The sequence below is a fragment of the Serratia sp. BNK-23 genome, from assembly GCF_047456145.1.
GTDB classification, from domain to species: Bacteria; Pseudomonadota; Gammaproteobacteria; order Enterobacterales; family Enterobacteriaceae; genus Serratia; species Serratia nematodiphila.
Window position 1 is genome coordinate 2,547,404 of record NZ_CP179900.1, and the last position, 15,057, is coordinate 2,562,460.

Annotated in this window: 15 protein-coding genes; 5 read left to right on the forward strand and 10 right to left on the reverse strand. The window is 59.5% G+C overall.

What is annotated here, in order from left to right; all coding sequences use genetic code 11:
- Nucleotides 1-193 precede the first annotated feature (193 nt).
- The gene (gene osmB / locus ACMGF9_RS12000) at nucleotides 194-406 is read left to right on the forward strand and encodes an osmotically-inducible lipoprotein OsmB (protein ID WP_004940700.1); all 213 of its coding nucleotides are present in this window, start codon (nucleotides 194-196) and stop codon (nucleotides 404-406) included.
- A 153-nt stretch (nucleotides 407-559) separates the two neighbouring features.
- Here osmB and ACMGF9_RS12005 read toward each other — a convergent pair whose 3' ends face one another.
- A complete protein-coding gene (locus ACMGF9_RS12005) occupies nucleotides 560-2,107 on the reverse strand; it encodes a methyl-accepting chemotaxis protein (protein WP_172575154.1) in 1,548 nt (515 codons plus the stop codon).
- A 413-nt stretch (nucleotides 2,108-2,520) separates the two neighbouring features.
- Here ACMGF9_RS12005 and ACMGF9_RS12010 point away from each other — a divergent pair, with 413 nt between their 5' ends.
- Both ACMGF9_RS12010 and ACMGF9_RS12015 read left to right on the forward strand, forming a co-directional pair.
- Nucleotides 2,521-3,759: a hypothetical protein gene (locus ACMGF9_RS12010; protein ID WP_160125455.1), complete on the forward strand. Its 1,239-nt coding sequence runs from the start codon at nucleotides 2,521-2,523 to the stop codon at nucleotides 3,757-3,759.
- A gap of 46 nt (nucleotides 3,760-3,805) precedes the next feature.
- Nucleotides 3,806-4,204: a hypothetical protein gene (locus ACMGF9_RS12015; RefSeq protein ID WP_015377830.1), complete on the forward strand. Its 399-nt coding sequence runs from the start codon at nucleotides 3,806-3,808 to the stop codon at nucleotides 4,202-4,204.
- A 6-nt stretch (nucleotides 4,205-4,210) separates the two neighbouring features.
- Here the strand turns inward: ACMGF9_RS12015 and ACMGF9_RS12020 are convergent, their stop codons facing one another.
- Entirely contained in the window at nucleotides 4,211-5,929 is a 1,719-nt protein-coding gene (locus tag ACMGF9_RS12020) for a penicillin-binding transpeptidase domain-containing protein (protein WP_021504563.1), read from the reverse strand.
- Nucleotides 5,930-6,036: 107 nt separating this feature from the next.
- Nucleotides 6,037-7,962, reverse strand: coding sequence for a penicillin-binding protein 2 (gene mrdA / locus ACMGF9_RS12025; protein WP_131164221.1), 1,926 nt, complete (start codon nucleotides 7,960-7,962; stop codon nucleotides 6,037-6,039).
- A 294-nt stretch (nucleotides 7,963-8,256) separates the two neighbouring features.
- On the opposite strand from mrdA, the gene ACMGF9_RS12030 reads away from it, so the two are divergent.
- On the forward strand, nucleotides 8,257-8,538 hold the full coding sequence (locus ACMGF9_RS12030; protein WP_004940713.1) for a YjcB family protein: 282 nt from the start codon (nucleotides 8,257-8,259) through the stop codon (nucleotides 8,536-8,538).
- A 37-nt stretch (nucleotides 8,539-8,575) separates the two neighbouring features.
- On the opposite strand, the gene ACMGF9_RS12035 is transcribed toward ACMGF9_RS12030, so the two are convergent.
- The 3 genes from ACMGF9_RS12035 to ACMGF9_RS12045 form a co-directional block, all read right to left on the reverse strand.
- Nucleotides 8,576-9,025, reverse strand: a complete 450-nt coding sequence (locus ACMGF9_RS12035; protein ID WP_015377827.1) for a MarR family winged helix-turn-helix transcriptional regulator — start codon at nucleotides 9,023-9,025, stop codon at nucleotides 8,576-8,578.
- 92 nt (nucleotides 9,026-9,117) lie between these two features.
- The gene (locus ACMGF9_RS12040; protein WP_021504561.1) at nucleotides 9,118-10,134 is read right to left on the reverse strand and encodes an FUSC family protein; all 1,017 of its coding nucleotides are present in this window, start codon (nucleotides 10,132-10,134) and stop codon (nucleotides 9,118-9,120) included.
- Nucleotides 10,131-10,703, reverse strand: a complete 573-nt coding sequence (locus ACMGF9_RS12045; protein WP_033633093.1) for an isochorismatase family cysteine hydrolase — start codon at nucleotides 10,701-10,703, stop codon at nucleotides 10,131-10,133. Before ACMGF9_RS12045 ends, ACMGF9_RS12040 begins: the two co-directional genes overlap by 4 nt.
- Nucleotides 10,704-10,958: 255 nt before the next feature.
- Between ACMGF9_RS12045 and ACMGF9_RS12050 the strand changes: the two genes are divergently transcribed.
- Nucleotides 10,959-12,158, forward strand: coding sequence for a multidrug efflux MFS transporter (locus ACMGF9_RS12050; protein ID WP_021504559.1), 1,200 nt, complete (start codon nucleotides 10,959-10,961; stop codon nucleotides 12,156-12,158).
- A 171-nt stretch (nucleotides 12,159-12,329) separates the two neighbouring features.
- On the opposite strand, the gene ACMGF9_RS12055 is transcribed toward ACMGF9_RS12050, so the two are convergent.
- The 4 genes from ACMGF9_RS12055 to ACMGF9_RS12070 form a co-directional block, all read right to left on the reverse strand.
- A complete protein-coding gene (locus tag ACMGF9_RS12055; protein WP_021504558.1) occupies nucleotides 12,330-12,821 on the reverse strand; it encodes an ester cyclase in 492 nt (163 codons plus the stop codon).
- 9 nt (nucleotides 12,822-12,830) lie between these two features.
- Nucleotides 12,831-13,283 (reverse strand): MoaF-related domain-containing protein, encoded by a 453-nt coding sequence (locus ACMGF9_RS12060; RefSeq protein WP_015377823.1) that lies wholly within the window; start codon nucleotides 13,281-13,283, stop codon nucleotides 12,831-12,833.
- A gap of 311 nt (nucleotides 13,284-13,594) precedes the next feature.
- Entirely contained in the window at nucleotides 13,595-14,029 is a 435-nt protein-coding gene (locus tag ACMGF9_RS12065; RefSeq protein ID WP_021504557.1) for a glyoxalase/bleomycin resistance/dioxygenase family protein, read from the reverse strand.
- An 18-nt stretch (nucleotides 14,030-14,047) separates the two neighbouring features.
- Nucleotides 14,048-14,917, reverse strand: coding sequence for a helix-turn-helix domain-containing protein (locus tag ACMGF9_RS12070; RefSeq protein WP_242141703.1), 870 nt, complete (start codon nucleotides 14,915-14,917; stop codon nucleotides 14,048-14,050).
- Nucleotides 14,918-15,057: the final 140 nt, after the last annotated feature.

The window sequence follows — 15,057 nt, forward strand, 5'->3', positions numbered from 1 at the left end:
GTCTTCCCAGTATAGACCAGCGGTTTTATCGGTGGCCGCACATTCGGCGAGCAATCGCTTTTCACCGCCGCAAAATTAAGAATTTTTACCTGTTCGATTTTCTTTCGGAGGAATACATTCATCCCAACTTCTACCGGTGGGTTAATCGGATTATTTTTAATCCATTAATCAGCCAATTTACCAGGAACTCATTATGAATATTAAACGTGCCGCAGGTGTGTTGGTGGTGGTGATGGCGACGCTTTCCGTTACCGCATGTGGGCATATGTCCAATCGCGATCGCAACACGGCGATCGGCGCGGGCGTCGGCGCGGTCGGCGGCGCAGTGCTGACCGACGGCAGCACGCTGGGCACCCTCGGCGGCGCAGCGCTGGGCGGTATTATCGGCCACCAGACCAGCCGTTAATCCTCCCGTTAAAATAATCTCTGCAGGCCGGCGCTTTTTTAATCCATAAGCGCCGGCCTGTTTTTATTTATCGAAATAACGTCCCTCAGCACAGGGAAATAATGAATAACATTAAGCGCAGCTTTATTATTCATTAACCTGCATCGGAAGTATTTATTGCGCCGGCAGCCTGAAGCGCGCCATCGCTTTTTCTAACCGTTCCGACTCGCCCTGCAACAGCTGCGAAGCCTCGGTCACCGCGCTCACCACGGCGCCGGTTTGCTGCGCCACCTGATTCAGCGCGGTGATGCGCGCCGTCACGTCCTGGATGCTCTCCCCTTGATTGAATGACGCCAGCGAGATTTCCCCCATCAGCGCACTGCATTTGTTCACCAGATCGATAATTTTGCGCAGGTTGCCCGTCAGCCGTTCGACCGCCTGCGAACCTTGATCGATTTGCTGCAATGAGCGGCCGATCAACTGCTGAATATCGCGCGTCGAATGGCTGCTCTTTTGCGCCAGCAAGCCCACTTCTTTAGCCACGATGGCGAAACCGCGGCCGTGAACGCCGGCGTGCGCGGCCTCGATCGCCGCATTCAACGCCAGAATATGGGTCTGAAACGCCACGCTGTCGATCAGCGCGACAATGCCGCGCATCTCGGCCGATTGGTTGACGATCCCGTGCATCGAAACATTGACGGTTTGCATCATCTGCTCACCGGCGCCGGCGCACTGCCGGGCCTGTTCGGTTCGTTGGCTGGCCTGCAGCGCGTATTGGCCGTTTTCTTCCACCCGCGCCGCCAACTGCTGCACGTGCTCGGTCGCCAACTGCAGTTCCCCGTCCTGCTTCGCCGACTGTGCCGTCAACTGTCGATTGCCGTCCGCCAGCCGCTCGACGCCGTTCAGTATCCCGCTCGCCGCATCGCGCACCTCGCTTACCAGGCGCTGCAGACCGCCCTGCATGTGGCCAATGCTGGTTTGCAGCTGACGCATCTCGCGGTTCAACGCCCGCTCAGGCGGCAGCGGCCGCGAAAGATCGCCGGCGGCCAGCACGTTGAGGTGGACAATTGCCCGCTGCAGCGGTGCTATCACCCAGCGGGCGACGCCGAACCACACCCCCACGGCGATCAGCGCCAGCGCGGCCAATGCGCCAAGCGCAAAGGTATTGGCCTGCTCCAGCGCCGCCAATTGCCGCACGTTGACGTCATTGCCATGCTGTTCGTTCAGCGCCTGATAAGCGAGGTACTTTTCGTTGAAATCCGCCTGAAACGCCTGGATCGGCACGGCGAAAAACGCATCGATGCTGGCGCTGCTTTGCAACCCTTGCGCCTGTTCCTTCAGGCCGTCATAGAACAGGCGATAACTGTCTTTCAGGGCGCCCGCCGCTTCGGGCGCAGCCGCGCTCAAGCGCTCGAACCGGGCAAAGGCCTGCTTTGAAGCCTCCAACGCCGCCAACGATTCATCCAGCAGGCTATGCCAACTGCCGTCGGAGCCGGTGACTTTGTCCTGCAGATAATAGATGCCCGCACGGTTCAGGGTGTCGCTGGCCGTCAGCAGCGACAGTCTGGCGCGATCCATCGTCGCCTGCTGGCGATGCAACCCGTCTCCCGTCACCAGGTTAACCTTGGCGTCGTGCAGAATAGTGGAAATAAATACGGTGGAAAACAATTGCAGCAGAGAAAATAGCGCAATAACGCAAATTACGCCGCCTAATAAGCCCATGCACTTGCCGATGCCAAACGCGTGCGGCAGCGCTGCCGCAGGTTTTACCCGGCGGCCAAGTGTCAGTTTTATGTTCATGATTTTTAGTCAGTAATGCCAGAATGCCGCGAGTCTAACGCGCATTTATGACACGACTATTTCAGCCTGCTTTGTGTCGCCCCCGCAAACCAGGGCGACTCAATAATCGGAATTTCTCGTCAACGCTCATTTTTATTTCTTGACTTGTTAAATACCGGATTTATAGTTTTCCCATTAAACAAGAAACAAAGTTTCATATATTAACCGGAAATGAATTTAATATATGAAACGCACAATGAAACGTCTCAAATATAAAACAAACGAGCAACAGCGCCTTATTCACAGGTAAACCCCGCTCGTCTTAATAAAAACCAAACATTCACCAGGGGCCAGGCATGCGCAAGATCACTCTTTGTTTTTTTCTTGTTTCACCAGTGAGTTACGCGACTACCGTCACATTGCCCAGCGACGCTGCTGCCACCGTGGCGCCGGTAAAAAAAAACCGCCCGGCCTTTCCGCATATTCATTGGCAAAACGAGGATAATAAAAAGAATATTGATATCGGCGGCGCGCTGCGCGCCAATTATCGCTATGAAGACTGGCACAGCAGCAATTATCGGCATCCGCCGCATTTACGCTTTGACGCCTTTCGCATCGATGCCGCCGGCCAGATAAACGACGCGTTTTTCGATAGCGGATTCTGGTTTCAGGATCGGCGCAAATACGCCATCGACCGCGCCTATGTCGGCTACCACCTGTCTGAGCGCTCCACCGTGCAGCTGGGCGCGCCGTTCAAACCGTTCGGCCTGATGCCCTATCCGCAGTTCGGCTGGTCGTACGGCATTCCGTTTTACCTCGGCTTTGGCGTCAACACCGGGCTCGGCGCCAAATACCAATACCAACGGGGCGATTGGGCCTTTGACGCCGCCTACTACCCGCGCATGATGCCGACCGGCGTGCGTTACGCCCCCGACGTCGCCAGCTACGACGATCTGAAGAACACCAACTTTGCCTCACAGCATCTGCAGCGCAACGAAAAACGCGATCAGGTAAACCTGCGGCTGACGCGGGCTTTCCACCAGGGCGGTTGGGACAATGAGCTCGGCGGTTCGCTGGCGGCCTCGCGGCTCTACAACCAGGCGACCGGCGATAACGGCAGCTTCTGGGCGGCGGGCCTGCATACGCTGGTGAATCGGGATGCCTGGCATCTGTCCGGCCAGGTGATCCGCTACGGTTACGACGCCAAAGGCCCGGCCGGCGCCAGCAATTCGGTGATCCTGATGGGCGGCAACGGCCTGACGCCGGCCTATCTGATCCCGTCGCAGGCCACCACTGCCGCCATCAACCTGGCGCGCGACGTCGAGGTGCCCTGGGGACCGGTGAAAAAGCTGCGCTTCTACAACGACTACAGCGTGCTCTGGAAGGACAGGCACGGCGGCTCCGACTCCAAAATGAATACGCTCGGGGTGCAGGTGTTCGCCATGCCGGTGATGCTGTGGGTGGATCTGACCTGGGCGCAGAACGCCAATCCGTGGGGCGGCGTGGAAAACGCCACCGGCTGGACCGGCACCCAGTCCTCCGGCAGCAATAAATGGTATTTTCGCACCAACGTAAACATCGGTTACTACTTCTGAGCGCGGCGGGATCTACACTGAAGTATCGCCGTCAACCGGAGAAATCATGATGCTGAGCGCGCAAACGCTGCATGTCGCCATCAACCGCCCCTGTGACGAGGTGTACGCCTTTCTCAGCCGCCCGGAAAACTTCCCGTTGTGGGCCAAAGGATTAGCCAATAGCTTACGGCGGGAAGGTGAAGATTGGATGGCGGAGACCCCGCAGGGGCGGATCCGCATTCGATTTAGCGCGCCCAATGCCTTCGGCGTACTGGATCATTGGGTGACGCTGCCGGACGGCGGCGTAGTCTACGTGCCGCTGCGCGCGCTCGCCAACCGACAAGGCACCGAGGTGATCTTCACCCTGTTCCGCCAGCCGGACATGGACGACGCGCTGTTCGCCCGCGACGTCGGGCTGGTGAACGCCGATCTGCAGGCGCTGAAGCGCCTGCTGGAATCGCGCTAATCCCCCTTACCCCTTGACCGACGACACCACGTTAAGCGGCTGGGCATCCGGCAGAATATTCATGTGCTCCAGCACCTGGGCCATGATCTTGCCGAACACCGGCCCGGCCACCGAACCGCCGAAGTGCTTGCCGGCTTTCGGGTTGTTGACCATCACCACCAGCGCCACCTGCGGATCGCTGGCCGGCGCCACGCCGGCGGTGTAGTTGATGTAGCCGCCGTCGTATTTGCCGCTCGGGCCCATTTTCTCGGCGGTACCGGTTTTGATCGCCAGCCGGTAGCCCGGCACTGCGGCGCTCACCCCGCTGCCGCCCGGCAAGGCGTCGCTCTCCATCATATGCACCACGGCCCGAACCGTATCCGCCGGCAGAATACGTTGCCCCATCACCGGCGGCGTCACCTTGGTGATCGACAGCGGCCGATAAATGCCGAAGGAACCGATCGCGGCATACTCGCGCGCCATCTGCAGCGGCGTCACGCGCAGCCCATAGCCGAAGGAGAAGGTAGCGCGTTCGATATCGGCCCAGCGTTCGCGATGCTGCGGCAAGTAGCCGCTGCTCTCGTTGCCGATGCCGAGCTCGGTCGGTCGCCCCAGGCCAAAGCTGCGGTAGACCGCCGGCAGCACCGTCGCCGGCAGCGCCAGCGCAATGTGCGATACCGCGATGTCGCTCGATTTTTGCAGCACGCCGGTGATGGTCAGTTTCGACCAATGGCCGACGTCTTTGATCAGGTGACCGTTCACCCGATACGGCGTGGTGTCCAGCACCGTATCCGGCCGGATCAGCTTATGCTCCAGCCCCACCATTACCACCACCGGTTTCACCGTCGAGCCCGGTTCGAAGCTGTCGCTGCTGCACACGTTGCGAATATCCTTCGCCGGGGTGCTGCCATAGTTGTTCGGGTTGAACGACGGGTAGCTGGCCATGCCGAGGACCTCGCCGGTGTCGATCTTGACCAGCACCGCACAGCCGGAGTCGGCCTGGTTAGCCACCACGCCGTCGCGGATCTGCGCATAGAGCACGTACTGAATAAATTTATCAATGCTGAGCGTCACGTTCGGCGGCGGCACCGGATCCACGCTTTTAAGCACGCCGATCACCGCGCCGCTGCCGTCCTTCTGATAGACCCGCAGGCCGTTTTTGCCCTGCAACAGCGGGTTGAAACCCAGCTCAATGCCCTCCAGCCCCTGATTGTCCTGGCCGACGATGCCGATCAGCCCGGCGGCGTCCTGGCCCATCGGATAAAAGCGGCTGAAATCCTGCTCGGTGCTGACGCCGGTCAGATGCAGTTTGCTGATGTAGGCGGCGTTATCGTCCTCCACCTTGCGCGCCAGATAAACGAAGCGTTTGCGCGCGTTGCTCTGGATCAGGTGCTGGATGTCCGCCAGCGGGATCTTCAGCACGTTGGCCATGCTCTGCCAGCGTTCGTTGCCGGTATCGGTCTGGGTATCGAGAATATGCTTCGGATCCAGCACGATGTCTTTGGACGACACGCTGACCGCCAGCGCCTCATCGTTGCGATCGGTGATCATGGCGCGGTTGGTCGGCACCACCTGGGTGCGGATCGAACGTTGGTCAGCCTGATTGGCCAACTGCTGGTGTTCCAGCAGTTGCAGGTAGCCGACCCTGAACGCCAACAGAAAAAAACAGACCAGCATGCCGGCGCAAATCCAGCCGAAACGAACTGTGGAATAGGTTTTACCGCTCTTTTTGGTCGATGGCGCCACTGTTGTGTTAACCCTACGTTTTTATTCAGTTTATGGTGTTATTTCAGTCTACCTTGCCGGAAATGGTCAGGAGATTGCAGTTTGTAAGAAAGTAAAAACAAACCGCATCACCGTTGCACATCCGCGCTGTCGTTTAACTGCGGTTTACTTTGCGGCGTATCGCCGGGCTGCGGCGCGTTGGCCGGGTCAAAAATGTGGTCGAGGATCGCGCGCGCGGTCGGCCCCGCCACCACGCCGTCGCCACCGCCGTTTTCCAGGATCAGCGCCATCGCCACCCGGGGATTTTTGTAGGGCGCAAACAGCGTATAAAAGATGTGATCGCGCAGCCGCACCGGGATCATTTTGGCGTTGTAAGTCTGGTTTTGCTTCAGGCTGAACACTTGCGAGGTGCCGGATTTGGCGGCGATCTGATACGGCGCGGTGTGGAACAGCTTGTAACCGGTGCCGTTCGGCAAGTTGGCCATGCCGTACATACCGTTGCGCACGATGCCCCAGTAAGGCGAGTTGGGATCGCCGATCTGCGCCGTTTGCGCCGGCGGCTGGTAGCGCGTCACCCGGTTGCCCTGCTGCAGCGAATATAACAGATGCGGCGTTTTCACCCGGCCGTTGTTGAGCAGCGTGCTCAAGGCTTTCACCATCTGGATCGGCGTCGCCACCCAATACCCCTGGCCGATGCCCACCGAGACCGTATCCCCCTGATACCAGCCCTTTTTGTGCACCTTCAGTTTCCAGTCGCGGCTCGGCAGCACGCCGCGGTACTCTTCGTTCAGATCGATGCCGGTCGACTGGCCATAACCGAACTGGCTCAGCCAGTGGTGAATGCGATCGATGCCCATCTCATAGGCCACCTGATAAAAGAAGGTATCGGCGGACTCTTCAATCGCTTTGGTGACGTTGAGCATGCCGTGGCCGGTTTTCAGCCAGTCGCGGTAGCGCCGCTCGGTGCCGGGCAGCGTCCAGGTCGGCGCGCCGAAAAAGGTGGTGGTGGGCGTGATCACCCCGGCGAACAGCGCCGAAACGGCCATGTAGGGCTTCACCGTGGAAGCCGGCGGGTACAACCCCTGGGTAACGCGGTTGATGAGCGGCAGATCCGGGTTGCCCAGCAGCGCCTTATAGGCCTGATAGCCGATGCCTTTGACGAAGGGATTAGGATCGTAACTGGGGCTGGAGACCATCGCCAGAATGCCGCCGTCGCGCGGATCTTCCACCACCACCGCGGCGCGTTGCCCCTTCAGCACCGATTCGATGTACTGCTGCAGCGGCAGATCCAGCGTCAGGTAAATGTTTTTGCCGGCCTTCGGCGGCTGCTCCTTCAGCAAGCGGATCACCCGCCCATGGTTATCCACCTCCACCTCCTGATAGCCGGTGGTGCCGTGCAGTTCTGACTCATAATAGGCTTCGATGCCCTGTTTGCCGATGTTGCGGTCGGCGGCATAGTTTTCGCTCAGGCCGGCCTTGTCCAGGCGTTTGAGATCGCTGTCGTTGATCTTCGACACATAGCCCAGCACGTGCGCCAGCTGGGCGCCGTAAGGATATTCACGCTGCTGATAGGTATCGATGGTCACCCCGTCGAAACGGTATTGATTGACGGCAAAGCGCGCCACCTCAGTGTCACTCAGCCCGGTTTTTAGCGTCACCGGCTTGTAGCGGCTGTTGTGGTGCATATCGTCGCGAAACGCGCTGATGTCTTCCGGCGTCAGATCGACGATCGGCGTCAGCGCCTGCAGCAGCGCCGCCATGTCGGTGATTTTGCTGGGCGTGATTTCGACACGATACAGTGTCACGTTTCGCACCAGCGGAGTGCCATTGCGATCGAAGATTAACCCGCGGCTGGGCGCGAGCGGCAGCATTTTGATGTCGTTCTGGTTGGAACGCGTCTGGTAAAAGCCGTGCTGGCGGATTTGCAGCCGGTAGAGGTTAACGATCAGCGCGCCGAAACAGACCACCACCAGCGTCAGCGCTACGCCTGCCCGGCGGATAAACAGCCTCTCTTCCGCAGAGTGGTCGCGAATTTTTTCTTTTAACAGGGCCATGCGGTGCCGATACCTTTTGCGTCACATTTCCCCGTAAAATCAGGGAACTGAAAAGCCGGCAAGCATAGCGTTATCGAGCGCGCCGCCCCATGAAAAGGTTGCTAATGAAATGGCATAACTGTTTCAGCATATTGGAATGTTACCGTCGGCGATTTTTTCACCGCGCGCCCCATTGAGCCGCCGTTCGCCCCAATGCTACAATGTGATCTGAATCACATTATTCCCGTTATTCCCCCGCATTTCCCTGTCGGCGCCCTGCCGGATGCGGCTTTTTGTTACATAGGATCGAGTTCGATGAGTACCATTGCCACCGGTTTAGTCATGATGCGCTGGGAGTTGCTGAGCGCCGTGATGATGTTCTTCGCCAGCCAGTTAAACGTCGTTTGCCGTAAAACCAGCCGCAACGGCATGGCGTTCATGTTCAGCAGCCTGGGCCTGTTTACCGCCTGCTGGTTCGTGATGGGCCTGATGGGCATCCACCTCACCCTGGAAGCCTTCACCCAATTCTGGTCATCGGCCTGGGATCGCTACGTGGACGTCGTCAGCACCATGCCGGCCGATTGGCCGATGCCGTAACCTCGCTGCACGGGCGGCGCATCTGCCGCCCCGCCGATTATTCCGCGTCCGTTGACGGCGCCGCCGCCAGCCGCGCCATCAACGCCCCCGCTTCGATCAGCTGCGCCTGTTCTTGCTCCGTTAAACAGCTTTCCATCGCCGCCAGCAGCCACGCCTCGCGCCGGGTGCGGCTTTGCTGCAGCAGCCCCAGCCCGGCGGGCGTCAGGCGCACCCGCACCCGGCGTTTGTCTTCAGCATCCGGCGTGCGCACCAGCAGCCCATCGGCCTCCAGCTCCCGTAAGGCGGCCGCCAGGTTAGAGGAACGCATGCGCTCCGACTCCGCCAGCAGCGACGGCGTCGCCTCGCCGCCGTGACGATCGATAGCTCCCAGCAGCATCAGCTGGGCCCAGGATTTTTCGTCGCTGCGCGACTCGCGCCGCAAACGGCGCACCAGCGACATTAATTGCGTGCGCAGCAGCGTCACGTCTTCAGGATGATCTTTTTTCATTGGCATCAATAGATAACGATAGATTTGTCCGTACTTTCACACCGAGACCGGAAACGGTCAACCGAAATTGGCGGACGAAATATGCCAGCTCGCTATTGGCGGGTGCCGGCGTTGAGCGGCAACACCGCATGCACCGCCAAAGCGAACAGCAGACCGATGCCACCGCCCAGCAACACATTGACCACCCTTTCTGCGGCGATCGACGGCGCTTTTCCTGCAATCACCAACGCGCAGGCGATGCAGGCGCAACGGGCGCCAAACCCCAAGGTATAACGATGAAAAGACACCAGGGTGAGCATAGTCACCACGCTCAGCAGTTCATAACCCACATTGCCATGCGGCATGAGGCTACCCAGCAAAATACCGACGGGCACGCCCAGCAATGCGCCTGACGCACGCTGACGGAGTTTGTTGCGCGTAGCGGCCATATCGCCGCTGATCACGCTGACGGCCGACCAGATCACCCATTGCCCGTAATCGAGGTGTTGCCACTCAACGATCGCCGCCGACAGTGCAACGGCACAACTTACGGCGAGCAAAGCCTCGCCGCAGGCCACGCGAGCGCCAAGCTCATCGCTGCGGCGCAGTTGGAGATAATGATGCAGGCTGTCACTCGTCGACAGCCGCGCTAGCCGCCGATGCTCTGCCAGTGCAAGCATCAGCACCGGCAAGACGGCTGCCCCCAGAAAAGGGAGCTGCGCCCAGCCGCATTGGGCTAATGGCGCGCCGGCGCCACCTTCAGCGGTTTCACACGCCAGATAAAGAGCCGGAATAAAAATAAAATTCCCCAGGGATCGCAGCTTGCCGCCGAACGCGGAGATCCCAACCGCCGCCGCCGCTGCCAACACGCACGCCAAAATGAAGATTACCGGCGTGTGCATGGCGCACAGCAGCGCCATAAAGAGCAGCAGCAATGCCGCCGCATGCAGCGCCACGCCGAGCGGCGCCAGTTCAAGGCGCTCACAAACGACAAACAGCGATATGGTGACCACCGAAGCCTTCAGCCAGTTGGCATTGCCTGTCGCCAGGCTCAGGGCCAGCAACGGCGCCAACACCCATGCTCCCCGTCGCAGCTGACGCCAGGCGATTTCTTCACGCAGCAGCTTCACAATGCGCTCAGCTGTTCCAGCGTGACGATATCGGCAATAGTGGCAAGCGTTTCCATCGAGATCCGGTGCTCTTCCGCCGTGGCCGCCGCGCAAGCCTCTTCCAGTATCAGCACCTGATAATCGCGATCATGCGCGTCGCGCGCCGTCGCCTGTACCGCCCAGGTGCTGCTGACTCCACAGATCACCAACCGTTCAATGCGGCGGGCGCGCAGCGTCGCATCCAGATTGGTGCCATAAAACGCGCTGACGCGCGGTTTTACGATGGTTAACTCCCCCAAATCAGACGCTAAATCAGGATGAAAATCCGTGCCCGGCTGGCCCAGTGCGATAGCGCCAAATTGATGCGCCTGCCCAAACATCCGCGAGTATTTGGGTTGATCGACATAGCCGGCCGCGAAACCGACTTTAACCAATATGCGCAGCCAATCCTTGCGCTGCGCGAGAGACAATGCGCTATTTGCCCGCGCGATAGCATCGCGCTCAATGACCTGCTGCGCCGAGCGCGCAATTTTTCCTTCCGGGTGGGAGATATCCACGATGTAATCCAGAGCGATCAGTGCGGTATTCATAGAAAGCGTCTCCTTGCCGCCGACACGGCGAAATGGGTAGAGAGAGTGTGGCGCCGCCGAATTGTTGAGCGGCTTGGTGGAGTAGCTTAAAATAAATACCTATGATAATATAGCTATTAATTTATAGCGAAATGTAACAACGCCGCCGACGGGCTTTACGTTTTCTCACGCATTTCCCCCGCGCCGGCCAGTTCGCGGTGTTATTATTATCTTGCTTAACAAATCCCTCCAAATTCAAAGTGGTACGACAAGTCGATGGAAGCGTGGAAAGTCAATCTGATCTCGGTCTGGCTCGGGTGTTTCTTCACCGGGCTGGCGATGAGCCAAATCCTCCCTTTTCTGCCGCTGTACGTCGAACAGCTCGGCGTCAGCGATCATCAATCCCTCAGCCTGTGGTCCGGGCTGGTGTTCAGCGGCACCTTTTTGGTCTCGGCGGTGGTGTCGCCGCTGTGGGGCAGCCTCGCCGACCGCAAAGGCCGCAAGCTGATGCTGCTGCGCGCCTCGCTGGGCATGGCGATCGTCATCGCCCTGCAGGGGCTGGCCACCAACGTCTGGCAGCTGTTCGCGCTGCGCGCCCTGATGGGGCTGACGTCCGGCTATATTCCCAACGCCATGGCGCTGGTCGCCTCGCAGGCGCCGCGCGATAAAAGCGGCTGGGCGCTGGGCACGCTCTCTACCGGGCAGATCTCCGGCGTGATCGCCGGGCCGCTGCTGGGCGGGCTGATGGCCGACCATCTGGGGCTGCGGGTGGTGTTTTTCGTCACCGCCGGGCTGATGTTCGTCAGCTTCCTGGTGACGCTGTTCCTGATTAAAGAACGGCGCATCACGGTGAAAAAAGCGGATCAGCTAAGCGGCAAGGCGGTATTCCGTTCGCTGCCTTATCCGACGCTGATCGTCACGCTGTTCGTTTGTACCCTGATGATCCAGCTGGCTAACTCCTCCATCAGCCCGATCCTGACGCTGTTCATCCGCGAACTGTCGGGCGACGTCAGCAATATCGCCTTTGTTAGCGGCATGATTGCCGCCGTGCCCGGCATTGCGGCGCTGATCTCGGCGCCACGCCTCGGGCGGCTCGGCGATCGCATCGGCACCGCGCGCATCCTGATCGCCGCGCTGCTGTTCACCACCGGCCTGTTCGCCGTGATGGCCTGGGTGAATACGCCGCTGCAGCTGGGCATTCTGCGCTTCCTGCTGGGGTTCGCCGACGGCGCGCTGATGCCGGCGGTGCAGGCGCTGCTGCTGAAGTATTCCTCCGATCAGGTGACCGGGCGCATCTTCGGCTATAACCAATCCTTTATGTACCTGGGCAACGTGGTTGGCCCGCTGCTGGGATCGGGCATTTCGGCGATGATGGGGTTCCGCTGGGTGTTCGCCGTCACGGCGGTATTGGTGCTTTGCAATGCGCTGCAGCTGCGGCATCAGTTCAAAAAAGTGGAAAGTCAACGCGCGGGATAACGAGGAATGTGGGGAAACGCCTCAAGCAGTGGCGGGACAATGACGCCCATCAACCGTACCACCACTGCCAAAGGCGGCCGTAGCCTACTCGACACGATGAACGTTTGGTATTTATGTAAGTAAATAAAGTGTTGCGGGCGTGTGGAGGGCCGCCGCAGCGGCCCTTTTGGATCAGAACATGGTATTGTCGTTGGCCGATTTTTCCGGCACATCCTGATTGACGTCCCAATGCTCGGTGATTTTACCCTGATCGTTCACCCGATAAATATCCACGCTGGCGGTGCCGCGATCCTGCGGGTTATTTTGGTATTGGACGTGAACGTAGACCAGATCGCCGTTGACCGCGCTGCGGTATATTTTGGCGCTGTACTGCGGATTGTCTTTGAAGGTCTGGCTGAAGAAATCCAGGAACGGCTTGATGCCGTCGCCGACGAACGGGTTATGCTGCTTGTAGTTCTCCACAATCAGCTTTTGCGCCACGCTGATGTCATGACGGTTGAAAAAGCCCGCATACAGATCTTCCACCACCTTCAGCTTCTGCTGGGCATGATGATAACCGCCCTTGCCGGCCGATTTGTAAGACGCCGCCTGATCCGTTGACAGTGCCGGGTAACTCGCCAGCAAACCGCCGACGATCGCACAGGTGATCAATGCCTTTTTCATAACTGCTCCTTAGTTTCCTGAGTGACCTACGATTTTCAGCTGCCCTTTCAGATGGGTGAAGCTGCCGTCCCTGGCGGCGATGTTGGTGTATACCTCGCCGCGCTCAAAGTCCTCGACATGCGTCACGTTGTCGCCGGACTGTGGTTCATGCCAATAAACCATGTAGACCTTCGGCCGAATCTCCACCGCGGTGTACTGCACGGTATCGGTGATGCCCTGCGACGCTTCGCCGATACCGGTGAAGGTCATGGTCTTGTCATCGGTAAAATCCAGCTTGAAGGCGAAATCGCCGAAGGTCACCTGCACCACTTTACCGACCGCAATAAACTGCCCGTGTTTTTCCGTCATCGTCGCCGCCTTACTGTTTGTCAGGGTGGTTTGCGCCGCCAAAGCGGCAGGCAATGCCAGGGGGAAAGTCAGGGCTATCGCCAGCGCGATGCCCGTTCGTTTCACTGTTTTCATCGTTCCTTCTCCTTTCCGTGGTTGAAAACGAGAATCATTATTATTTCTTAACGGTTGGCGGAAATATAAGAATAATCTCTATTCCTATCAGGCACCTGGCGGCGAAAAAAGCGGGCGAAAAATCGCCGTAAAATGGCATGGCAATAGCGCGTTCTGGCCATTGGTTTTTACGCAATGAACGGAATTACTGCTTTCAGGAAGGGAAACCACTCGGGGATTTGATGGGTCTATAGCGCAGATCGCTTTAAGCTAATGCGTATTTATTCTTAAGGCCGCCCGCCGCAGGGAAACGGCGGCGAACGGCGTGGCGTTTAACGCAGCCAGGGCGTATAGGTGACGCCAACCAGCAACCCTTCCGGGCTGAGCAAACGGGTAACGCTTTGCCCCCACGGCTCTTCACGATTGGCGACCAGCAGCCGATAACCGCGATCGACCAGCCCCTGGGTGGCGGCCGCCATGTCGGCCACGTCGAACTCGATCCATGCCTGCGGCACCGCGAGATCCGCCGGCCAGCGATCGTCGCCAAAGCAGGACTGCGCCGCCTGCGCCAGCGGCCATAGGGCGAAGTGCTTCACCCCGTCCAGCGCGCCCTGCTCGGCCAGCAGATAGGTTTCGTTGCCCGGCATCGGCTTGAGCGGCAGCCCCAGCGCCTCGACATAAAACGCCTTGCTCTCGTCGCTCTCACGCGTGATCGGCCCGAATCCGGCGACGAACAACACGCCCAGCCCGGCAAATGGTTGATCCATGCTTGCACTCCCTTCCGGTTAGCGCCCCTGCCGCACCTGCAGCGGAGCAAGTCCATAGGCCGCCTTGAAGCGGTTGCTGAAATGGCTGGCGGAGCTGAAGCCGCACGCCAGCGCGATCTCGGTGATCGGCTGTTGGCTATGCCGCAACAGCTGTTCCGCCCGCTGCAGCCGCGCGCGCATCACAAACTGGTGCGGCGCCAGGCCGGTCGAATGTTTGAACATGCGGGCAAAATGGTATTCGCTCAACCCGGCCTGCGCCGCCAGATCGGCCAACAACAAAGGCCGATCCAGGTGGCTTGCGATATATTCCCGCACCCGCCTGGCTACCGCGGGAGCCAGGCCGCCGCGCGCCGCCGGCAGCTTCCACTGCAGCTGGCTGTAGCGCTGGATCAGGTGCGACATCAGCAGGTTCGAGGCGCTGCTGAGCGCCAGCAGGTTGGCGCTGTCCCGCCAGTCGCAGTTGAGCAAAAACTGACGATACAGCAGCGTGATCTGCGGATCTTCGCCGAAGCTGCGTTGCTCCACGTTGATCGCCGCCGGGCTGCGATCCCAGGTTTGCTCCGCCAGCCGGCGCAGATGCCCGTCGGTGCAATACAGATGCACAAACGACAGATCGCTGCGCACATCCCAGGTGGAAGCGTACTGGCGCGGCATGATGCAGAAGCGATCCGGCCCGCCGCCGTTGCGCCAGCCGCCCGGCACCTGCTGGTAGCACTCATAGCCGTCGGCGACGTACAGGCTCAGGGTATGGTGGTCGGCGCTTTCCTGCGTGACGCGATCGTTGCAGTTGGACCAGGCCGCCAGCTCCACGCCGGTGCCCAGCAGCACGCTGCCGTGCAGCCGCGCCTTGTGCTCACGCAGTGTTTCAAACGCCTGATAGTTGGACATCGCCGGCCCCGTTGTTCGACATGCTGACAGTGTAAAGAGTGGCGCCGCGGCATGCCAGCGGCCGCCCCGCGCTTTTGGCAAAAAAAGCGCAAGAATATGCAACTGGGCGCAAAGCGCTGCAAGCGCCGCCGCGCGACAAA

What these genes read in the sequence shown, in the direction of transcription:
- osmB (WP_004940700.1), top strand. Translation starts at nt 194, where the DNA reads ATGAATATTAAACGTGCCGCAGGTGTGTTGGTGGTGGTGATGGCGACG.
- ACMGF9_RS12005 (WP_172575154.1), bottom strand. Translation starts at nt 2,107, where the DNA reads ATGGGCTTATTAGGCGGCGTAATTTGCGTTATTGCGCTATTTTCTCTG.
- ACMGF9_RS12010 (WP_160125455.1), top strand. Translation starts at nt 2,521, where the DNA reads ATGCGCAAGATCACTCTTTGTTTTTTTCTTGTTTCACCAGTGAGTTAC.
- ACMGF9_RS12015 (WP_015377830.1), top strand. Translation starts at nt 3,806, where the DNA reads ATGATGCTGAGCGCGCAAACGCTGCATGTCGCCATCAACCGCCCCTGT.
- mrdA (WP_131164221.1), bottom strand. Translation starts at nt 7,962, where the DNA reads ATGGCCCTGTTAAAAGAAAAAATTCGCGACCACTCTGCGGAAGAGAGG.
- ACMGF9_RS12030 (WP_004940713.1), top strand. Translation starts at nt 8,257, where the DNA reads ATGAGTACCATTGCCACCGGTTTAGTCATGATGCGCTGGGAGTTGCTG.
- ACMGF9_RS12035 (WP_015377827.1), bottom strand. Translation starts at nt 9,025, where the DNA reads ATGAAAAAAGATCATCCTGAAGACGTGACGCTGCTGCGCACGCAATTA.
- ACMGF9_RS12045 (WP_033633093.1), bottom strand. Translation starts at nt 10,703, where the DNA reads ATGAATACCGCACTGATCGCTCTGGATTACATCGTGGATATCTCCCAC.
- ACMGF9_RS12050 (WP_021504559.1), top strand. Translation starts at nt 10,959, where the DNA reads ATGGAAGCGTGGAAAGTCAATCTGATCTCGGTCTGGCTCGGGTGTTTC.
- ACMGF9_RS12055 (WP_021504558.1), bottom strand. Translation starts at nt 12,821, where the DNA reads ATGAAAAAGGCATTGATCACCTGTGCGATCGTCGGCGGTTTGCTGGCG.
- ACMGF9_RS12060 (WP_015377823.1), bottom strand. Translation starts at nt 13,283, where the DNA reads ATGAAAACAGTGAAACGAACGGGCATCGCGCTGGCGATAGCCCTGACT.
- ACMGF9_RS12065 (WP_021504557.1), bottom strand. Translation starts at nt 14,029, where the DNA reads ATGGATCAACCATTTGCCGGGCTGGGCGTGTTGTTCGTCGCCGGATTC.
- ACMGF9_RS12070 (WP_242141703.1), bottom strand. Translation starts at nt 14,917, where the DNA reads ATGTCCAACTATCAGGCGTTTGAAACACTGCGTGAGCACAAGGCGCGG.